The following is a 20504-nucleotide window of genomic DNA, read 5'->3' as shown; positions in this document are numbered from 1 at the left end:
ACGGCATTGCTGAGTAAATTTAGAGGAGGAAAAAATGAAAAGAGGCGGATTGATTGTCATCGGATTGGTCTGGTTGGTTTTGGCGTTTGGATTGTCAGGGTGCAAGATCATTTCAGCCTCGCCGAACCCGAATCAAGTTATCGAAATGAAGCCGGGAGATAAGGTTCTCTTTAAGGTTGATGGGCCGGTGAATACACCAACCAGTAAATGTGTCTGGTCCATCAGTAATCATTCAACACTGAATGAAGAAGTCAGCAGAGGGAAGAATGAGTATGAATTAAGTTTTGATACCGATACCTGGATGTCCAATAAGAGCAATACTGTTACCTGCGAGTATCAAACCTATCAACCGGAATTTTATTGCGATGATGTCACTTGTTTCAACATCATATGGACATGGAAGACAGTCGACTCCAGAACATGGGAGGTGAAGACAAACCCGAACAGCTCTACAGTGATATCAGGTGATTATTATATTTATTATATCTCTGATCTTAAGTCTCTGAGGGGATACACCACTGTGACAGGATCTTTAATAATCGCTGCATATATCGAAAACCTTCAAGATCTTGACAAACTGACCACGATAGGCGGTGATCTGAAGATAGTGAACAATGAATTGCTGAAGAGCCTGGCAGGGCTCGAAAATGTCTCTTCGATTGGTAGAGATTTGAAGATTGTTGGTAATACCGCATTAACGAGCCTGTCTGCACTTGAGAACATGACATCGATTGGAGGAAGCATAAGTATTTCTGGTAATGATGCCTTAATAAACCTGTCCGGGCTTGAGAACCTCACTTCGGTAAATAGAAACCTTATAATCGGTGAATTGTATTATGGTGGCAATCCCGTCCTGACAAGCCTTGACGGCCTTGAGAACATCACATCGGTTGGTGGATACCTGTCTATTTGGTGTAATGAATCCTTGACCAGTCTTGACGGTCTTGAAAACATCACATCCATTGTAGGAACCCTGGATATTAGACACAATGATGCTTTGACCAGCCTTTACGGACTCGATAACCTGATATCGGTTGGCGGAAGACTGATTATTTGGGTTAATGACGCCTTAACGAACCTGTCCGCTCTTGATAACCTGAAATCGGTCGGTGATGACTTGTCGATAAGTGGAAATGACTCCTTGACGGTTTTGGGGATTGCAGGCCTGGAGAGAGTTGGCGGAGATTATGAAATAACTGACAACCCCATGCTATGCACATTGCTTGCCGAGGAGCTTATGAACCAGGTACTTGCAGGAGGCGGAATAGGCGGGGTCATAACAATCAGCGGCAACAAGATCTGCACCACGCCTTGAGTCTATATAACCTTAGCACCGGCTCCGGGGCCAAGCCCCCAGAGCCGGATTTGAAGATGGATTTATAAAAGGAGGAATGAATGAAGATAAGCAGATTTATCGTACTGGGGTTGTCTGAAGTGGCGCTGATTGTGGGGCTTGCCGGGTGCATCGTCTCCGCTTCGCCTGACACGAATCAGGAAATCGTTATGAGACCAGGAGAGACAAAGGTCTTCAAGGTCTATGGCCTGTCGCCTATATCGCTGTGTGAATGGTATATTGACAGGGGTGATGACGACCCTTCTTGGGAGTATGGGACAAACAGCTTTGTTTTCACTGTCAATCCGGGAGGAGAAAAGTCAAACAGGGTAAGAATAGTTGCTACTTATTCCATACTGCTTTATACGGACCAGGGATATTACTGGGCCTGGACATGGGTACCCGTTGACTATAGAGAATGGAGCATCCGCATTCCCAGGGACACCGCGCCTGTATGGGATGGTGACTACTATATAGAAACCAGCGCTGACATAGAGAATTTGAATGGATATACTGACATTACCGGTAATCTTAGAATAATAGGAAGTGATCTAAAATACATGTCCGGCCTCGAAAACCTTTCATCGATCGGCGGAGACCTGTCCTTTTCAGGTAATGAGTCCCTGACAACCCTTGCCGGGCTTGAGAATATCACATCGGTCGGGGGAAGCATGTGGTTTTATGATAATCCCGCCCTGACAAGTCTTGCAGCACTTGGAAACATAACGTCGCTCGGGGGAGACATCAGTTTTTATTATAACTCTGCTTTGACAAACCTGACAGGCCTTGAAAATATCACATCAGTCGGCGGTGAATTGTATATTAGGGATAATCGAGCGTTGACAAGCCTGACAGGCCTTGAAAACATCACATCAATCGGCGGAGACTTGACTATTTATTATAACCCTGCCTTGGCAAGCCTTGCCGCACTTGGAAACGTCACATCGGTAGGCGGAGACCTGATTATTAGAGATTTTCATCAAAACCTGACAAGCCTGAGGGGTCTCGAAAACATCACATCGGTAGGTGGAGATCTGATGATTTCGTACAATGATGTCCTGACTACTCTTGGGATGGCTGCCCTGCAAAATGTTGGTTCGGATTTTTCAATATCTTACAATCCCAAGCTTTGCGCATCATTGGCAAAGGAACTCCGGGACCAGGTACTTTCAAGAGGAGGCATCGGCGGAACGGTATCTATAAAAAACAATAAGGAATGCACCGCTCCTTTGTAGCTGACACCCAGCAGATATATGATTTGCATAATTATATGAGAGAGAAATGCCTGCTTAGACAATGGAGGTTTCAATCTGTACATTGCAGGGGGTGTGCCCTGGAGATTATTGGATGATATTCCATGATAATGCTGGATATGTCCTTAATGTGAGAATGTTCGCAATGTGCGAACCGCGGCAGAAAGAAAAAATGCCGATCATCGGTTTTTATGGGCTGTACGGATTGACACCGGCTGACCTGGCATCCATTATGGTCTCAATGGGAAGAGATTGAGCCCGATTGCTTTTGCAGTTTTGAGATGTCGGCTTTTCCGGTGATCGGGAAACAGATGAAATGGGATAGAAAAGGAGGCATTCATGAGGAATGTAAGACTCAAGGTAGGCCCTGACGGGAAGATGAACTGAGGTCGGTATGCGGCATGATGCGGCCATGGATGTGAAGATGCACAGCTTCAGGGCGCGGTGTGGTGAGTGCAAAGCCCTGGCCCTGATGAAAATGTTTTTCCTGTGCATCGCATTCTTTGCCGCGAGCATCCCAGTGCATGCGGGCTCTGGGGAAAGGCCCAGCCCGATATACATGAAAGGCGAGCATGTCCTGCTGAAAGGTGGAGTGCCAGCCAATATGAAGGATCTCGGTGACAGGCTCGAGGTGGGCCTCGATACGCTACGCGCCAGATACAGGGTGGCAGGTGTTGCGGTCGCAATGGTCGAGGGCGTTCATGCAGGGGACGCCTCGGCCCCTGCGCCGCGGCTGATTCAGAGCGGCACGGCCGGGTGCGACCCTGACGGGAACTGGCATGCAGTCGATGCCAGGACCACGCTTTTTGGCGTGGCATCGCTGACGAAGCTGATCGTTGCATGGGCGCTTATCCACAATCAGGCCGAACTGGGCATCGATATATCCCGAAGCCCTTTTGAGTCGCCGAATAGTCTCGACCTTGACGGATGTGAGTGGAACCCGTGGAAAGGCTCTGCCTATCCGACCAGAGGACAGGGCTTCACACTTAATGCGGTCATACAGCACAAGGCTGGCCTCATTATGAGCGGCTGGAATAGCCTTTATCCTTCCGGCTGGCCGGCCTGGCTCTACGGCCCGGAAAATGCCTGTGGGAAAAGGCTCCCCAGCCTCTGCCGGGAACTCGACGGACATAACAACACTGCCTTTGCCGGCAGGATGGTTTTCAGGAAAGACCTCGTCGGAAAATTTACATATTCCAGCGGCAATTACGGGCTGCTGCAGATGCTGATCGAGCAGAAGGCCAGTCCCAAGGACTTTGACGCATACATGCAGGATGTCATGGAGAAAGAACTGAACATGCACCGCAGCACGTTCGACTATGACCCCGCCGGATACCTGGAAAAAAGGCATGGCAGGGAAGAGGGCCTTTGGCTTTCCCGGAATTACAAATCCTACACCGACCGTGAACTGAACAGAGAAGCAGGGCTGAGGCTATTCGTAAACAAGGCCAGCGGCGGGCTTTTCAGCACGGTCGAAGATTACGCGGCCTTCGCTATGCGCATGATGCAAGACGGCATAAGGCCGGGAACGCCAGAGGGCCGGTACATCTTCTGCGACAACAACAGGCTATCCTATTACGACCCCGAGAGATTCCCGACAAGTGAAGGCTTTGATGTCTACATCTTCCGCGGGGTGCACATGGGGTGGGCAAGCCGCATCATTCTCGACCCGGCGCACGGCAACGCAATAGTCATATTCGCGAACACGGCCGACCCGGTGGCGGACAGGCTGGGATGCGGCACAGGGGAGAACCTCATCCGCGAGGTGTTCGACGCATTCATGCTGACATCAGGCTACGGCCAAACGCTCAGGCGCTATCATGCGGCTTACTGGGGCGGAAAGACCGTGAAGGCCTGCGAGCCTTACTATGGAGAATAAGGAAAGGAAAATGCAACTAGGCAGGGAAAGCAAGTTGGAGAAAAGATGAAACAGGGGGATGCGATGCAAAAGGAGAGACTGATTTTCAATGATGGATTCGGGGTAGTGAGGACGGACGGCCTTGAAGGCCGACTTGTCTCGGCATTTCCGAGCACAAAGAAGATCATGGAGGTATGTCACGGAAGGCAGGTGCTCTTCAAGGTCGACGGCATGAGGATCAACACTGTCAACTCGAAATGCGTATGGTCGATCAACTGAATGGGCGGATGCAATGAAATGGTCTCGGAAGGCAAGGACCAGTTCGTCTTCAAACTCAGTCCTGAGAGCGAGCAGAGCAACAGGCTGGTCATCACGTGCGGCCTTTACGAATACCGCTTCAACAGCTCCGATGTCCCATACCACTGGGAATGGGTCCTGATAGATGTTCGCTCCTGGAAGATAAGGGTACTCCACGAATCTGCCCCAGTATGGCGGGGAAACTGCTATCTGGATGACTCCATCGACGTCCAGCTCATGAACGGATACACCGAGGTAACGGGCTCGCTTAAGATAGGCGTCAACATTGAAAGCCTGAAGGGGCTGGAAAATCTAGTCTCGGTCGGCGGCGACCTCGGAGTCCTTTACAACAAGAACCTCAAGGAATTCGAAGGCCTTGAAGGCCTGACCTCGCTGGGAGGGAACCTCGATGTCTGGCAGAACCCGGCCCTCTCAAGCATGGCCGGCCTGAGCGGATTGACGTCTATTGGCGGGAGCGCTTACATAAGCGGCAACAGCGCCCTTGAGAGCCTGAGAGGGATAGGGAACATTACCTCAATTGATGGCGACCTGAATGTGTACGACAACGTATCACTGGCCGGGCTGGGAATGACAAAGCTGAAGAGGGTCGGCGGGAGCCTTTGGATAAACTACAATCCTCGGCTCGATGTCTCTCTGGCCAAAGGTCTGAGGGAACAGGTGGCTGCAAGAGATGGCATCGGCTACAGCGTAGCGATTAATGACAACAAAGACTGCACGGCGCCGTGAGGCGGAAGCGCGCTAGAAAAGACCTGAAACTGAAAAAATAGAAATCTGATGAAAGAGGAGGAGATAATGAAAAGCCGGATGTTTCTAATCTACCTGCTGGCTGGAATGGTCATTGCTGCCAGCTTGTCGGGGTGCATAATTTCTTCATCGCCGAATCCGCTTGCGATCATTGAGATGAGGCCTGGCGAGACAAAGCTGTTCGAGGTGAAAGGGCCCGTAAATTCTTCCATGACCAAATGCGTGTGGTCGGTCGGGAGAATGGACAGTGAATCCTACAGCGAGCTTGAATATGTCAATGAAGTAAGCGTGCTTTCCGGCGAGAACATATTTGAGTTCACAGCCGATCCGGAAGGCGAGAAGACGAACAGGATCAGGATAACCTGTGATTACTGGTCGTACAAGTATATCGTTCCTGTTTTTTGTCCCCAGGGAAACTGCGAACCATATTGGAGTTGGGTATTGATAAATTCAACATCCTGGGACATCAGGGTGCTGCAGAACACGGCACCCGTCTGGCAGGGCAACTATTACATCGAGGAAAGTCGGGATGTCGAGTTGCTGAAAGATTATACAGCCATTGCCGGCTCGCTGGTTGTTCGCGGCAAAGTCAAAAGCCTCGAAGGCCTTGACAGTCTGACATCGATAGGCAGGTCCCTTTGTATTAACGGAGGCTATAAAAAAACCCTCATGACCAGCCTGTCCGGTCTGCGTAATATCACATCGATCGGCGGAGACCTTTATATCGAGAATAATGAAGCCTTAAAAAGCCTTTCCGGCCTTCAGAACATCAAGTCGATCGGCAGGGACCTGGAAATCCTGGGTGATAACTCATTGACGGATCTTTCCGGCCTTGATGGTTTAACATCGGTCGGCAGGGATCTGAATATTCAAGACAATGCCGCCTTATCAAGTCTGTCCGGCCTGCAGGGCATAGCCTCAGTCAGCGGGAACTTGAGAATTTGGAGCAATGCAGCCTTGACAGCCTTGGGAATGACAGACCTGCAGAAAGTTGATGGAGATTTTGAAATAACCGACAACCCGTTGCTTTGCACCTCCCTGGCGGTACAGCTCCAGGACCAGGTACTTTCAAGGGGAGGCATCGGGGGGACCGTATACATCAAAAACAACAAGGACTACACCGGTCCTTGACGCTGATGGGAAAGGGCGGCGACAGTACCCGCCCTTTTTACTTCACGATCGTTTTTATGATGTTCCTGATCGACTCAAAGGCTATCAGGTCCAGATCGATCTTGTCCGGCTCGAAGAAGATCGCGTCCTCTACGTCGTCGGCAGACTTTATCTTCGTGATGTCGTCGATACTGCAGATGAACGCCAGGTCAATGGTGAAATACGTGAGACCTGAATAGACGTAGCGGTTGGGGAAGGAGCAGAGGTATCTCATGCCAGTCACATCGACGCCCAGCTCTTCCCTTATCTCTCGCCTCACCGCGTCCTCTATGCTCTCCAGCGGGTCAACGAATCCGCCGGGCAGGTCGAGCATGCCTTTCTTCGGCTCCTTCGCTCTCCTGGTGAGCAGCAGCCTGCCGCTGTCATCGAATATAAGTGCGCAGACCGCTGCGCAGGCGTTGCTGAAAAAGTGAAGGCCGCAGTCACTGCAAATAAAAGAAAAGTCATTCTGAGGTACGAAAGGCCCCGAGCACCTGGGACAGAACTTCAATATCCTCTCCGGATAAGTATCTCTTTCCGGCATCAGAGTTTCCTGTAGAATTCCTGGAGTGGGTTCACATCCCATTTGCCAGACTTGAGGGCCATGATGGCCTCTGCTATAGCCCGGGATGCCTCGAGTGTCGTCGTATAGGGAATGTTATATCTGATGGCGCTCTGGCGTATGTTTATGGCGTCTGCCGAAGGCCTTCTGCCTATGCTTGTATTGATTATCAGCTGGACCCAGCCGTTCTTTATGTGATCCACAATATTCGGCCTGCCTTCGCTGACCTTGTTTACCATGGATGCGGGGATGCCGTTCAGGATGAGCTGAGACGCGGTTCCGCGTGTGGCAAGAATAGTGAACCCAAGTTCCGAGAAGCGCTTTGCAATATCGATAACACGTCCCTTGTGGGCGTCGTGCACACTGATAAAAACGCTTCCTGAAACCGGAAGCTTGAAGCCTGTAGCCATCTGCGCCTTGGCAAAGGCAAGGCCGAACGAGGAATCTATGCCCATTACCTCGCCGGTTGAGCGCATCTCGGGACCGAGGACTACGTTTGCATTAGGAAAGCGGGAAAACGGGAAAACCGATTCCTTGACCGATATGTGCCCGGGCCAGACCTGCTCGGTGAACCCCAGTTCGGGAAGAGTTTTACCCAGCATGACCTTTGTCGCCAGTTGTGCGAGCGGCCTGCCGATAGCCTTGCTAACGAACGGCGCTGTTCTTGAAGCACGGGGGTTTACCTCAAGTACATAAAGGACGTCGTCTTTTATCGCAAACTGGATATTCATGAGCCCAACGACATTAAGTTCTGCTGCTATCATTTTTGTCTGGTTTCTGATCCTTTCTATAAGCGAGGGAGATATTGTAACGGGGGGCAGCACGCATGCGCTGTCGCCGGAATGAATCCCCGCCTCCTCGATGTGTTCCATTATTCCGCCTATGACTGTCATTTTACCGTCGCTGATAGCATCGACATCAACCTCGACGGCGTCTTCAAGGAATTTATCGATGAGGATCGCATTATCGGGGAATGCCTCGAAAACCCTTGTCATGAAGTCCTCAAGCGTTTTTGTGTCATAGATGATTTCCATCAGGCGCCCGCCAAGGACATATGACGGCCTGACCAGCACAGGGTAGCCGATGCGTTCGGCTGCTTCGACCGCCTTTTCAGTGTTGAACGCGATGTCGCTGTCCGGCTGAGTGAGCCCAAGCTTTTTAACGATTTCATTAAAGAGTTCCCTGTCCTCGGCCCTGTCGATTGATTCGGGCGAAGTGCCCAGGATTTTAACGCCAGCAGCGGCAAGACCTTTTGCAAGATTTAAAGGCGTCTGCCCGCCAAACTGCACGATTATGCCGAGAGGATTTTCCTTTCTTATTATATGCAGGACATCTTCATGCGTGAGCGGCTCGAAAAAGAGCTTGTCCGATATGTCGTAGTCGGTGCTCACGGTTTCAGGGTTAGAATTCACCATGATGCTCTCGTATCCCATCTCTCTGAGGGCAAAAGAGGCATGCGTGCAGCAATAATCGAATTCTATGCCCTGTCCGATACGGTTGGGGCCTCCACCCAGGATAACTATCTTCTTATTTTCGCTTGGTTTTGCTTCACATTCCGTTTCATAGGAAGAATAGTAATACGGGGTGTACGCCTCGAATTCCGCGGCGCACGTATCGACAAGCTTGTAGACAGGTTCGATTCCGTTGTCATATCTAAGCTGCCTGATTTCCAGCTCTTTCATCCCCCATATTTCTGCCAGTCTCCTGTCTGAAAATCCCATGCGCTTCGCGGCCTTGAGAACGGCCATATCAGGTTTTTGATTCTTCAATTCCTCTTCCGCATCGACAATGTTCCTCATCTGCGTAAGGAACCACGGGTCTATGCCTGTCAAACGGTTTATGGATTCGTCGTCCATACCGAACCGCATGGCCTCGGCAATTGCAAAAAGCCTCTTGGAATTAGGAGTCGAAAGAAGGCCCATAAGGGCTTTCTTGTTTGCAGGGGTCTTCTCGACAGTAAGCGAACCGAGTCCGAACCTTCCTGTTTCAAGCGAGCGGACAGCCTTCTGGAGCGCTTCCTTATAAGTTCGTCCTATGGCCATCGTCTCGCCCACTGACTTCATGGATGTTGTCAGAAGGTCGTCGGTTTCAGGGAATTTTTCAAATGTCCATCGCGGGAATTTGACAACACAGTAATCTATTGTTGGTTCAAATGACGCGTATGTTTCTTTTGTGATGTCATTCGGGATCTCATCTAGAGTGTACCCACATGCCAGTTTCGCCGCTATCCTGGCAATAGGAAACCCCGTCGCTTTCGATGCGAGCGCGGAAGAGCGGGAGACCCTGGGGTTCATTTCGATGACGACGAGTTCGCCGTCCTTCGGGTTTACCGCAAACTGGACATTCGAACCGCCGGTCTCGACGCCGATTTCGCGCATGATCTTAATGGCTGCATCCCTCATGCGCTGATATTCTATGTCGGTAAGCGTCTGAGCGGGTGCAACGGTTATTGAATCGCCCGTATGAACACCCATGGGATCAAGATTTTCAATCGAGCAGATGATGACAACGTTATCCGCCTTGTCACGCATGACCTCGAGTTCGAATTCCTTCCATCCTATGACTGATTCCTCGAGCATGATTTCGCTTATCATGCTTGCATCGAGACCCATTTTTGCCTGAACTGCAAGATCTTCGGTATTGTATGCCACACCGCCGCCGATGCCCCCCAGTGTAAACGACGGTCTGATGATTATCGGAAATCCGATTCCGGCGGCGACGCTGAATACCTCATCCATATTCCTTGCAAAGCCGCTCCTGGGAACCCTGAGGCCTATGTTCCTCATGGCGTCCCGGAATTTTTCCCTGTCCTCGGCCTTGTGAATTACATCGAGCGATGCCCCGATCATCTCTACGCCGAATTTTTCAAGCACACCCATTTCAGCCACTTCAACGGCGGTGTTGAGGCCTGTCTGGCCGCCTAAAGTCGGGAGCAGGGCATCGGGCCTTTCCTTTTCGATTATCTTTGCAACGGCTTCAGCCGTTACGGGTTCGATGTATGTCCTGTCCGACATGTCGGGGTCTGTCATGATTGTCGCGGGATTGGAGTTTATGAGGATTACCTCGTATCCTTCCTCCCTGAGTGCCTTGCATGCCTGCGAGCCTGAATAGTCGAATTCACAGGCCTGGCTTATTACTATCGGCCCGGCGCCTATAATGAGGATCTTCTTTATATCAGTGCGTCTTGGCATCTATTTATCCTCCATGAGCGCCATGAAATCCCTGAAAAGATAGTCTGCGTCAAAGGGCCCGGGTGCGGCCTCGGGGTGGTACTGCACGCTGAAGGCCTTCTTTTTCGGGTATGCCAGACCTTCGAGAGAATTGTCGTTGAGGTTTATGTGCGTGACAACTGCATCATCGGGCAGGGTTTCGGCAACAACGACAAAGCCGTGGTTCTGTGAGGTGATTTCAACGCGGCCGGTTCGAAGATTTTTGACAGGCTGGTTTACGCCGTGATGGCCGAACTTGAGTTTTGATGTCTTGCCGCCCGCTGCAATACCCATGAGCTGGTGTCCCAGACATATCCCGAAAACAGGTAATTTTCCGAGAAGATTCCTGACCGTGTCGATTATATATTCCAGAGGTTCCGGGTCTCCGGGGCCGTTTGAAAGCATGACGCCGTCAGGCTCCCAATTCAGGATGTCAGAAGAGGAGGTTGTGGATGGAACCACGATAACCTGGCAGTCATGCCTTTCAAGATGCCTGAGTATGTTGTATTTTACCCCGCAGTCCAGAACTACAACACGCTTTTTACTGCCTCTGGGCCCTGCCTCCGATATGGTTTTTTTTGCGCCGTTGTTCCACAGGTATGCCTCCCTGCCTGTTACATGCCTGACCATGTCCTGACCGACAAGGCCAGGATAGGAACTGAGCCTTTCGAAAAGCTTGTCCGTATCATGGATATCAGTTGAGATGACACCCTTCATGGCGCCGGCCGTGCGGAGCTTTTTGGTTATAGCCCTTATATCGACATCATCCAGCCCGGGCTTGCCGTATTCTTCGAGGAATTTTTTAAGGGTCTTTTCCGAACGGAAATTGCTCGGGAGATTTTCATATTCCCGGACTGCGAAACCTTCCATGTGGATTGCATCGGATTCCATATCATCGCGGTTTATTCCATAGTTGCCGATCAGAGGATAGGTCATCACAAGTATCTGCCCTTTATATGAGGGGTCGGTGAGAACCTCCTGATATCCTGTCATTCCGGTGTTGAAGACGACTTCGCCGAATACCTCACCGCTGCCTGCAAAGGCATATCCATTGTATACGCTGCCATCCTCGAGCATGAGCAGGGCCGGCGGGTCAGTCCTGAAGAGAGGCAATTTTTCCTCCTCAATAAAATCCGCGGAAGGGATTTTTGAGATTTCTGTTTAATCGGGCGGTGTACCTTTTGTCAACAATATTAAGCTGTTTTTTGATACTAATTTTGAATCTGTATCATTGTGATTTGTTTATGACCGTTTCGCCCGCAGGGCCCTGACAAATTTTGGAAAATCTTTAAGGCCGTCTGAAAACCTTCGAAGGTAAAGAAAAGGAAGACTTACCCGTTTTTTGTTTATATAGCGTTTTTTCATATATTCAGGGGGCGGGAATACTGCTTCAAGGACAAACTTGAGTTTTTCTCTGAAGGGAAGCTCCTTGATTATGTAAAGGGTTTTTGCGGCTGATGTCTTCATGGGCTGAGACCTGAGTTTCAGTATGAATGTGTTCGAATCTGAACCGGCCGGAACTCTTAATGGCAGGGCAGCGCCGAAAAGTTCTTCGGACATGTCTGATGCAAGAAGGAGGATTTCTCCAAGACCCAGTTTATCAAAGATATACGACAACTCATCCCAGTCGATAAGGTCCCTCCATTTCTGAGCCATGAAATATGTTTCATAAAAGTGGAACAGGCTTGAAGCGGCAATATTGTGGCAGAAGTATATATGAAGCACCTGGTGAGCAAGAGCGGCTGTATGTGAAAGCATATAAAGTCCAGAGACGTTTTTGAATGTCCCGTCATCCTCTATCGGCATAATATGTTCAAAGAACCAGCTGTCGAGGTCGAAATCTTTCTTGTGATACAGGTTGACGAGTCTCCAGTGAAGCTCTATGAGCTGGCCTTTTGCCCCCTGTTTTTTCAGGCTCAGGTGCTTGTCTTCGATAAGAGTTGAGGAAACAGGTCTCAGATGGGTTATGGATTCAATGAAAATGCGGTATCCGGCTTCTTTCAGCATATCAGAGGCCTGATCCAGGAACTCTTGTCTGACAAGCAGATCGGTATCGCACATGTCCCTGAGAGAGATGTCTTCATAGAGCGCAAGTGCAAGTGCGCTTCCCTTGAGCATTATTACAGGCTGGAATTGAGGCAGTACAGCGGGGAACACGTTCCCGGAAAGCTCTTTGTAGCGCATCTCATTTGTATATCTGATGCGGACTCTCATGGTGCTGAATTTTAGCCATGACTCAAGTGGTATCCGGTCAATCAACGGCTTCAGATCTGATTTTTTGCTGTTTATCAGTGCTGCGACACCTTCTTCCAGTACGAGCCTTTCAAACAACTGCCAATCCGCATCTGAATATTCTTTCCAGTCCGCTTCTTCACATCTGCCCGAAAGGCATCTGCAGATATCAAGATAAATCTTCAGCAGATTGCCGTCATTGCCATAACGCTCTTTCAGCGCGTCAGATGGTATGGTCGTATTCTTTTGTCTGCTCATTCCATGACCTGGCATACATGCCGCCTTTTCTGATCAGTTCCTCATGAGTTCCGGATTCAATGATGACGCCCTTATCCATCACATGAATTATATCCGCCTGCATGGCCGTGGTGAATCTGTGCGTTATTATGAGTGAGGTCTTGCCAATGGCAAGACCTTTGAATTTTCTGATCCAGTCATTCTCGGCCCATGAATCCATCGAGCTTGTAGGCTCGTCGAGCAACAGTATGGTCGACTTTCTCAAAAATGCCCTTGCCAGGGCAACCCTCTGCCATTCGCCCATACTCAGGTCAGAACCCCCGAACCACTTGCCAAGGACGGTTTCATAGCCTTTGGGAAGTCTGGAAATGGGTGCATCAGCACCGGACGAAGCGGCCGCCTTCTTCACATCGTCGATGCCCGGTGATGACTCGATGCTTCCATATGCTATGTTGTCGAAAGCGCTTGCATTGAAATGGACCGGCTCCTGAAAGAGCATGCTTATCCTGCCCCGGTGCCTTTTCAGGTCGATGTCCCTCACATCGACGCCGTCCAGGAGTATCCTGCCTCTTTCAGGGTCATAGAACCTGCATATGAGCCTGGTGAGTGTGCTCTTGCCCGCACCATTCGGTCCCACGATGGCGGTTGTCAGGCCTGCGGGTATTTTCAGGCTGAAATCCTTTATTACATCATCGGCGCCGCAGGGATATCTGAAGGTTACCTTATCGAATATGATGCCGTCTCCCAGTGATGGCGGGGCATCCACTGGATTATCAGGGTTCTTAACCTTGGGTTCAATACTGAAGAACAGGAAGAGGTCATCAACGAACATGCTGTTCCTGTATATGGTACCTACATTGCCCAGGACGTTGCGCATAAGATTCTGTCCCTGGTTGAAAGCCTGATAGAGCATTGCGACTTCTCCCAGGTTTGCTTTACCGTGTGCGGCCCTTAAAAGTATCCATACAACAGCAACCCCGATCACTGCCATACCGAAGATCTGCGCAGCGAATTCGGCTATGGCCTGTTCTTTCGTAAGGGAGATTTTTTCGTTCCTCAATACGGCCCTCAAGTCCTGATAGCTTTTCCGGAAACTGTTACCCAGGCCGTAAAGCCTTATTTCCTGTGCGGAGTTCCTATGGGTGATCATATGATCATAGTAACTGGCCATCCTGGATTCGGGTGTTCTCTTTATTCTCCAGTTGTTCATCTTTCTGGAGTAGTATCCCATTATGAACAGTGCCGGAATTGTGCCCAGAAACAGAAGGACTGGCAGCAGGACTCCGAAGGAAAAAAGAATACCCGCCATTGCAAAAAGGGTAATGCAGCTTTGAGCCAGCATGCCCAGATTGTCCAGCAGTGTCTGCGGCATGTTCTTGGCATCGATCTGCGCCCTGTAGAGCTTGTCGAAAGATTCAGGGGATTCGAAAAAGGCCATGTCCATTTCGAGGGCCTTTTCATGGATCCTGTTTGTCATGGAGTCCTGTATGATTTCAGACTGCTTTATCTTTACCAGCTTCTGGGCAAATCCGGCTATACTGTTTGCAAGATAAATAATAATAAACATAAGGGCCAGGGATATTGTTTTCGAGACGCCTGTTCCTCCCCCTGAAACGGTTATGGTCAGGCTGTTTATGAATGCCTTTGTAAGATACACGGTTGCAACCGGAAGAATGCCCTGAACGACAAGAAGGCATGCCCACAATATTGTCCATTTCCGGGCAATGTCCCAGACAAGGCCGATTGCCTTTAAAAGATTCCTTGTCAGTAAACTTATATTGTCCCAGATCTCTTTCGGATTTTTAAATATATTTTCATCCACAAAGAAAACTATCTCATTACAATCAATTTGATACAACCTGTTTTTATGACCATGATTGTTTCGCTGTATTGCCATCCTTGTATAAATTCTGTAAGCCTGAGTTTATAAGGACGTGTCTCTTAATATGCGAGGATTGTTATGAAGAAAGCGCAATGGAAAAAACCTGAGCTGATTGTCCTGGTTAGACATCAGGTTGAAGAGGCTGTTTTGAACGGGTGCAAAGGCGGAGGATCGATAACGAGCTTTTTGTCGCACAAGGACGGCTGCCATTCAGATGCACCCGGATGCACTACTCTGTGCAGTGATCCTGTTCAAAGCTGAAAAGATAAATATTATCCGGAGGTAATGGAAAATGGGTGAAAAAGAAGGAAATAAAAAGGCTTGGATAAGGCCGGATTTGGTCGTACTTGTACGGAACATGCCTGAGGAGGCGGTTTTGACCGGATGTAAAAACGGACCGATTTATACCGTGTCGGCCAATGACTATTGGGGAGGATGTTACGCCTTTGGAGGATACAATCCCTGTCCGAATATATGCAATGCCCTCCAGTTATCTTGAGTGCATTAATCAGGATGTCAAGAGATTATAAAAGACTGTGTTTTATTTAAATAAATGAAGACTCATACGCTTCAGTCCAGCCAGCAAAGCCTATCTTCGGATTATGTATCTACAGGCGAAGAACTTCATTTATCCAATACGGGCCAGCTCGAACTGCTTACAGGAATGATGGAACGAGGGGTTTCTTTGCGTACGATGGTGCGCGGGTTCAGCATGTACCCGTTTATAAGGGACGGAGATGTGCTTACAATTTCTCCTGTAAACGGCAGGAAACTTTCACCCGGGGATGTGGTCGCTTTTGTGAAGCCTGAAACGGGAAGACTTGCAGTCCATCGAGTTATTTCCAGAGCCCGTTCCGGTTTTCTGATCCGCGGAGACAACTGTTCTCAGACGGACGGGACAATCATGCCGGAAAATATACTCGGATATGTGACGAAAATAGAACGTTATGGCCGGAATGTTCGTCTCGGCCTTGGTTTCTCCGGTATCCTGATATCCATATTGAACAGAGACGATTTTCTCTTACGGCTTAAGCGTCTCTATTTTCTGCCGCGACGCGCCGCAGGTCGTGTTCTGATTTTTCTGCAGGGTTTTCCGTTCTATCGAAGATTTGGAAGGAGGCTGTCGCATCAAATCGTCATCGAAGAGGCCAGTGAAAGCGATATGGAAGCCGTACACAACCGCCTGAATCCATATGATCTATATCGCAGGCAGCCTTATAATCCTGATGTAACAAACTGGATAGCCAGGCGATCAGGTAAAGTGATTGGATTCATACAGTTTGTGTATCATCCCGAAGAGCATTTTCCATGGGTGGGGTTCTGGCTTTTTTCTCTTAACGTATGGAGTTTATACCGTGGAACAGGTATTGGCGAAAAGCTGGTTAAGCGAGGTATTGAAAAGGCTGTCGAGATGGGTGCAAAAGAGCTCTACCTTGTTGTCTATGAGGATAACAGACGTGCCATAAATCTTTACGGCAAGCTTGGTTTTGTGCGTACCGAGGTCAAAGCTCTTGAACCTTTGTTTTCTTCTGAACAGCGGCATACCGGGCTCAGAAGGATAGTCATGAAAAAAGATTTGATATGACTTCTTAGATATATCAGTTCCAGATCTTTGTCTGGTCATTTGAGACAGTACGACATGAGCAGCAATGAATACACAGCTGTCATCAGCGGGATCGTTTCTTTATCCCGAGCTTTTCAATCTTATAGCGAAGCACCCGCTCGCTGATGCCCAGAGCTTCTGCCGCGCGAGTCTGCACCCAGTCATGGCGTTCGAGGGCCTGCAGGATCAGGTCGCTCTCTACTGAGGACAAACGGCTGTTCAGGAAACCGGAACCCTGTGCTTTAGGAATGCGCACCTCTTCGGGCAGGTCGGATGTTCGTATGACAGAGGAACGGCTCAGTACAGCCAGGCGCTTGATGATATGCTCAAGCTCCCGGACATTGCCCGGGAAGTCATATTTCATGAGCATATTCATGGCATCGTTATCGAATTCGAGAGGCTGCGGGCTGTAGAGTTCGATAAAAAGTTTTGCCAGGGCTGGGATATCCTGTTTGCGTTCCCTCAAGGGGGGCAGGGGTATGGTCAGCACATTGATTCTGTAAAAGAGGTCATCACGGAAAGTCCCTTCTGCTATCATTGCCGTGAGGTCCCTGTTGGTCGCAGCAAGGACGCGCACATCGACCGGTATGGTGCGCGATCCGCCGACGCGGTTAATCTTGTTCTCCTGGAGTACACGCAGGAGTTTGGCCTGCAGGTTGAGCGAAAGTTCACTTATTTCATCAAGAAAGAGCGTACCGCCGTGGGCCTGTTCAAAACGCCCCTGCCTGCTGGCTGTAGCGCCGGTAAAGGCCCCCTTTTCATGGCCGAAAAGTTCTGATTCGAAGAGATTTTCTGGTACAGCCGCACAGTTGACTTCCACCAGAGGCGCGTCACGTCGCGGGCTCATCATGTGAATCAGACGGGTGATGACTTCCTTGCCGGTTCCTGTCTCGCCATAGATGAGTATCGGCCATGGTGTTGCTGCAACGCGTTGTGCCAGAGACAACACCTCCTGCATGGCGGGAGCTCCGGCCACGACAGGGAAAGGCAGATCGGATTGCTTAATCGTGCTGTTCACGTATTCGGCGTCTGCCATGATGTTCATCTGATTTTCCGTCAGCCGGACTTTTTCCAGCAGCGCCTTGAGGTCGACCGGTTTCTCCAGAAAATCAACGGCCCCGAGCTTCATAACCTCCACGGCTGTCTGTACCGTTCCGAAAGCAGTGATCATGATGCATGCAAAGATCGGGTTGATGGCTTTCATCCGCCTTAAAACCTCGTCGCCGTTAATGTCCGGCATGCGGTGATCGAGCAGCACAAGCTGAATGGGCAGCTCCTGAAATCGCGCAAGTGCTTCATGCCCGTTGGCGGCCGTTATAACATCATATCCCTGCCTGGAGAGAAAACCCTCCAGAAGTCCGCGCTGCATTTCTTCATCATCGACTATCAGTATGCGCATACCGTTCCTGTTCTTTATATTTTTATCTATTTTACCGTGGACCAAAGACATTGTCATTCATCATGGATACCTGTGCTTCCTGCATCATGTCCTTCACGAACATGGCTCAAAGGCAGCAAGATTTGAAGATGCAACTCACCTTTGTGAGGACTGTGGCCGTCAATGCTCCCGCCATGGGCTTCTATAATCCGCTTGGCAATAGCAAGCCCCAGTCCGGAACCGGTTGCCTTGGTGGTAAAGTAGGCTTCAAAAATCCGGTCGATATTTTCATTGACTGCTTCAAGGCCCTGATTCTTCAACTCGATGGCCAGCATTTCACCGCGGCGGGTCACATCAATATTGATGTACCCGCCATGCTGCTGTGCCTCGATGGCATTTTTAATCAGGTTCTCAAGCATCTCCTCCAGAAGGTGCTGATCGCCGGGTATAGTGGCATCGGTGCAGGAATTGAACGTTACCTCGATGCCCTGGGAGCTTATCATACCATCGTAGAGTGTGAGGAGCCTGCTGATGGCTGACTTTATATCGACCTGCTGAAACTGTAGTTTGAAGGAACTGGTGTAGCGGCTCAGGTTGCTGATGATCCCGTTGGTCCGCTGCAGGGCCCTGAGCATGGTATTGACAAGGTCCTTGTGTTCACTTGTCAATTCTCCGGCCTCGATATCCAAACGCTGCAGTCCCATGCTGATGGCGCTCAGTGGGTTGCGCAATTCATGTGTTATTGTTGCCGAAGCCTGTCCCAGTGCGGCATCCTCCTGCTGCCGGGCCAGTCTGCGTTCGAAACTCAGCGCCTGATTGAGAGTGGCGGTCTGATAATAATATAGAAGCCATGAGACCAGCGCGCCGATGCAGCCTGCAAGGATGGCGAAGAAAAAGAACTGTGTCCACAGACGATCGCGTTCATTGTAATAAGGGGCTGCAGAAATACCGACCACAAGAGTTTTGTCGCGGTTAAAGCTCAGGCGTGTTTCAGCGATTCGATTATTATCATGGAGAATGACGCCGGACTTGTGACCGGAGTCTTGAAACGGGGTGTTTTCAATCCGGATATATGCGATGCCTGGCAGTTTCTGGAGCCGTTCAAGGGTCTGCTGAAGGTCCACCTGGCGCTTCAGGGTATCGATGTGAGGGGAAGAGAATCCGACGGTAATTGTTCCGGGAAGCCTCTGACGTTTGAATGTGTATGTTTTTGACTGAATCTTCGGCTGATTATTGCCGTCTGTTACATCCTGGCCCTGGCCCCTTGTCATAAATCCGTTCGGGCGATAAATGACGGCCCATTCAAGGTTGGACTGGCGGCAGAATGCCGATAGTTCGGAGACTGAAAAAGGTTCAATGGAATCGAGGAAATCTATGAAGCGGGCCGAATTGTCAAGGAATGACTGCACAACCTCGTCGATGACGGTCTCTGATATGATCGCGTTGTTTGCATTGAGCTTGATGGCTTCAATGATGATCTGGGCGTCGATTTTTACCTGTGAGATGAAGACACGCTGTGCACGGTTGACCTGCCAGAGGGAATAGCCCAGGACAACGGCAACGATGATCCCTACAACAAGAAAATTCCCTTTCCAGGTCGGAATCAGCCGTTCGATGGGAAACTTCTTGATGATAGCCGAGGCAAGGCGTTTGAACAAAGGCTTCAAGGGGAACTCTCCGGCATATTTATGTCTTCCGGCTGGCTGCTCTTGATAGAGTTTTTTATTTTTTGCAGCCGTTTCCGGACACCTGTCAGGTCCTTGTTCTCTATTTTAACCCGGGTAGCATCAAAATGGGAACGGTCATCCTTACGATACCTTCCGTGTACGTGAATCAGCATTCCGGTTTCAAGCTCCTGCGGCATTCGAGGCACGTGAATGGTTACATTATCCCGATGCTTGTGCTCATAGTGGGGCTGCACGATAATAATGCGCTGTTCGGAATCAAAAGTCAGGATCTCTCCTGTAATGTGATCATCGGCCAGGGCAGACCCTGCCAATACGGTCTTGCAGAGCAAAATCAGAATGCAGAGGCGCAGAAAGGATTGGCGGCAGTACTTCATGGCATTCCTCTTACACCTCTGCATCGATACCGGTCTAGTCTTTAAAATGACCATGCCGGTCTGCAGGCACTTCAGTGACCTTTCCGTTATAGGAATCCACCAGCACGCGTTTGAGAGAATCGTTAACTATCATTGTTATCTGATAGAAGACAATTCCACTATCCCTGTGTACCCTTACCAGTACCGTCTTTCCGCCGGTGGCGCTCTCGGCAATCGGAATTGCCTGAGACATGGACAGCTTGACCCGGTTAACGGCATTGGCCTTGCCGGCAGCACTGAAATAGAAATATCTCCAGAACGGTTTCCCCTGACCAAGCAAATTCCCAGTCCTTACATCCACATAGAATTTCTTTGCCTTTGTGTAGGTGAAAACCGAATCAATCCATGAACTGGAGCCGTCAGAGGCGTAAAGCTCATAGCACATGGGCCCCTCCGACAGGCTGTAAGGTTCGACTTCAGCCCTTATCACCTTGACATGATGAGAGGATTCAATCGAATCTATGACCTGGCTTAAGCTGACATCTGTTTTTTCAAGCGCAATCTTCTGGGCTTGCAGGCGCTCATCATGAACACGAGCCCAGGATGTCCCTGTTATTGTGACCAGCATTAATACTGTAACAAATAACATTATTCCCTTTAATTTCATAATTTCTCTCCTTTGTGTTTTTTTTGATTATGTATAAT

Annotated in this window: 19 protein-coding genes; 11 read left to right on the top strand and 8 right to left on the bottom strand. The window is 49.7% G+C overall.

From position 1 onward, the window contains the following. Positions 1–34 precede the first annotated feature (34 nt). The 7 genes from VIS94_03215 to VIS94_03185 all read left to right on the top strand — a co-directional run bounded on the left by VIS94_03215 (position 35) and on the right by VIS94_03185 (position 6637). Positions 35–1315, top strand: a complete 1281-nt coding sequence (locus tag VIS94_03215; GenBank protein ID HEY9160080.1) for a hypothetical protein — start codon at positions 35–37, stop codon at positions 1313–1315. A gap of 80 nt (positions 1316–1395) precedes the next feature. After that, on the top strand, positions 1396–2568 hold the full coding sequence (locus VIS94_03210; GenBank protein ID HEY9160079.1) for a hypothetical protein: 1173 nt from the start codon (positions 1396–1398) through the stop codon (positions 2566–2568). Between the two features lie 112 nt (positions 2569–2680). Further along, positions 2681–2842: a hypothetical protein gene (locus tag VIS94_03205; protein HEY9160078.1), complete on the top strand. Its 162-nt coding sequence runs from the start codon at positions 2681–2683 to the stop codon at positions 2840–2842. 138 nt (positions 2843–2980) lie between these two features. Further along, complete coding sequence (locus tag VIS94_03200) at positions 2981–4465, top strand: serine hydrolase domain-containing protein (GenBank protein HEY9160077.1); 1485 nt, start codon at positions 2981–2983, stop codon at positions 4463–4465. A gap of 63 nt (positions 4466–4528) precedes the next feature. After that, positions 4529–4723: a hypothetical protein gene (locus tag VIS94_03195; GenBank protein ID HEY9160076.1), complete on the top strand. Its 195-nt coding sequence runs from the start codon at positions 4529–4531 to the stop codon at positions 4721–4723. Positions 4724–4741: 18 nt separating this feature from the next. Then, a complete protein-coding gene (locus tag VIS94_03190; protein ID HEY9160075.1) occupies positions 4742–5488 on the top strand; it encodes a hypothetical protein in 747 nt (248 codons plus the stop codon). Positions 5489–5554: 66 nt separating this feature from the next. After that, positions 5555–6637, top strand: coding sequence for a hypothetical protein (locus VIS94_03185; GenBank protein HEY9160074.1), 1083 nt, complete (start codon positions 5555–5557; stop codon positions 6635–6637). A gap of 37 nt (positions 6638–6674) precedes the next feature. On the opposite strand, the gene VIS94_03180 is transcribed toward VIS94_03185, so the two are convergent. The 5 genes from VIS94_03180 to VIS94_03160 form a co-directional block, all read right to left on the bottom strand. Further along, positions 6675–7199, bottom strand: a complete 525-nt coding sequence (locus VIS94_03180; protein HEY9160073.1) for an NUDIX domain-containing protein — start codon at positions 7197–7199, stop codon at positions 6675–6677. Beyond that, positions 7199–10408 (bottom strand): carbamoyl-phosphate synthase large subunit, encoded by a 3210-nt coding sequence (gene carB, locus VIS94_03175; protein HEY9160072.1) that lies wholly within the window; start codon positions 10406–10408, stop codon positions 7199–7201. Before carB ends, VIS94_03180 begins: the two co-directional genes overlap by 1 nt. Further along, positions 10409–11539: a glutamine-hydrolyzing carbamoyl-phosphate synthase small subunit gene (gene carA / locus VIS94_03170; protein HEY9160071.1), complete on the bottom strand. Its 1131-nt coding sequence runs from the start codon at positions 11537–11539 to the stop codon at positions 10409–10411. A 129-nt stretch (positions 11540–11668) separates the two neighbouring features. Next, positions 11669–12931: a nucleotidyltransferase family protein gene (locus tag VIS94_03165; protein ID HEY9160070.1), complete on the bottom strand. Its 1263-nt coding sequence runs from the start codon at positions 12929–12931 to the stop codon at positions 11669–11671. Then, a complete protein-coding gene (locus VIS94_03160; protein HEY9160069.1) occupies positions 12882–14717 on the bottom strand; it encodes an ABC transporter ATP-binding protein in 1836 nt (611 codons plus the stop codon). The genes VIS94_03165 and VIS94_03160 overlap by 50 nt, the downstream gene beginning before the upstream one ends. A 138-nt stretch (positions 14718–14855) precedes the next feature. On the opposite strand from VIS94_03160, the gene VIS94_03155 reads away from it, so the two are divergent. From VIS94_03155 to VIS94_03145, 3 genes are read left to right on the top strand one after another with little or no spacing between them, the layout of a single operon-like run. After that, positions 14856–15038, top strand: a complete 183-nt coding sequence (locus VIS94_03155) for a hypothetical protein (GenBank protein HEY9160068.1) — start codon at positions 14856–14858, stop codon at positions 15036–15038. A gap of 31 nt (positions 15039–15069) precedes the next feature. Then, complete coding sequence (locus tag VIS94_03150) at positions 15070–15276, top strand: hypothetical protein (protein HEY9160067.1); 207 nt, start codon at positions 15070–15072, stop codon at positions 15274–15276. Between the two features lie 54 nt (positions 15277–15330). Continuing rightward, positions 15331–16362: a GNAT family N-acetyltransferase gene (locus tag VIS94_03145; protein HEY9160066.1), complete on the top strand. Its 1032-nt coding sequence runs from the start codon at positions 15331–15333 to the stop codon at positions 16360–16362. 82 nt (positions 16363–16444) lie between these two features. Here VIS94_03145 and VIS94_03140 read toward each other — a convergent pair whose 3' ends face one another. Beyond that, a complete protein-coding gene (locus VIS94_03140) occupies positions 16445–17830 on the bottom strand; it encodes a sigma-54 dependent transcriptional regulator (protein ID HEY9160065.1) in 1386 nt (461 codons plus the stop codon). 2 nt (positions 17831–17832) lie between these two features. Beyond that, positions 17833–19425 (bottom strand): ATP-binding protein, encoded by a 1593-nt coding sequence (locus tag VIS94_03135; protein ID HEY9160064.1) that lies wholly within the window; start codon positions 19423–19425, stop codon positions 17833–17835. A gap of 125 nt (positions 19426–19550) precedes the next feature. On the opposite strand from VIS94_03135, the gene VIS94_03130 reads away from it, so the two are divergent. Beyond that, a complete protein-coding gene (locus VIS94_03130) occupies positions 19551–19865 on the top strand; it encodes a hypothetical protein (protein HEY9160063.1) in 315 nt (104 codons plus the stop codon). On the opposite strand, the gene VIS94_03125 is transcribed toward VIS94_03130, so the two are convergent. Further along, complete coding sequence (locus VIS94_03125) at positions 19855–20466, bottom strand: PepSY domain-containing protein (GenBank protein ID HEY9160062.1); 612 nt, start codon at positions 20464–20466, stop codon at positions 19855–19857. The genes VIS94_03130 and VIS94_03125 overlap by 11 nt on opposite strands. Positions 20467–20504: the final 38 nt, after the last annotated feature.

The sequence above is a fragment of the Desulfomonilia bacterium genome (assembly GCA_036567785.1).
Taxonomy (GTDB): domain Bacteria; phylum Desulfobacterota; class Desulfomonilia; order UBA1062; family UBA1062; genus DATCTV01.
Note: the sequence above shows the minus strand (reverse complement) of the source record. Positions and strands in the feature narration are given on the sequence as shown.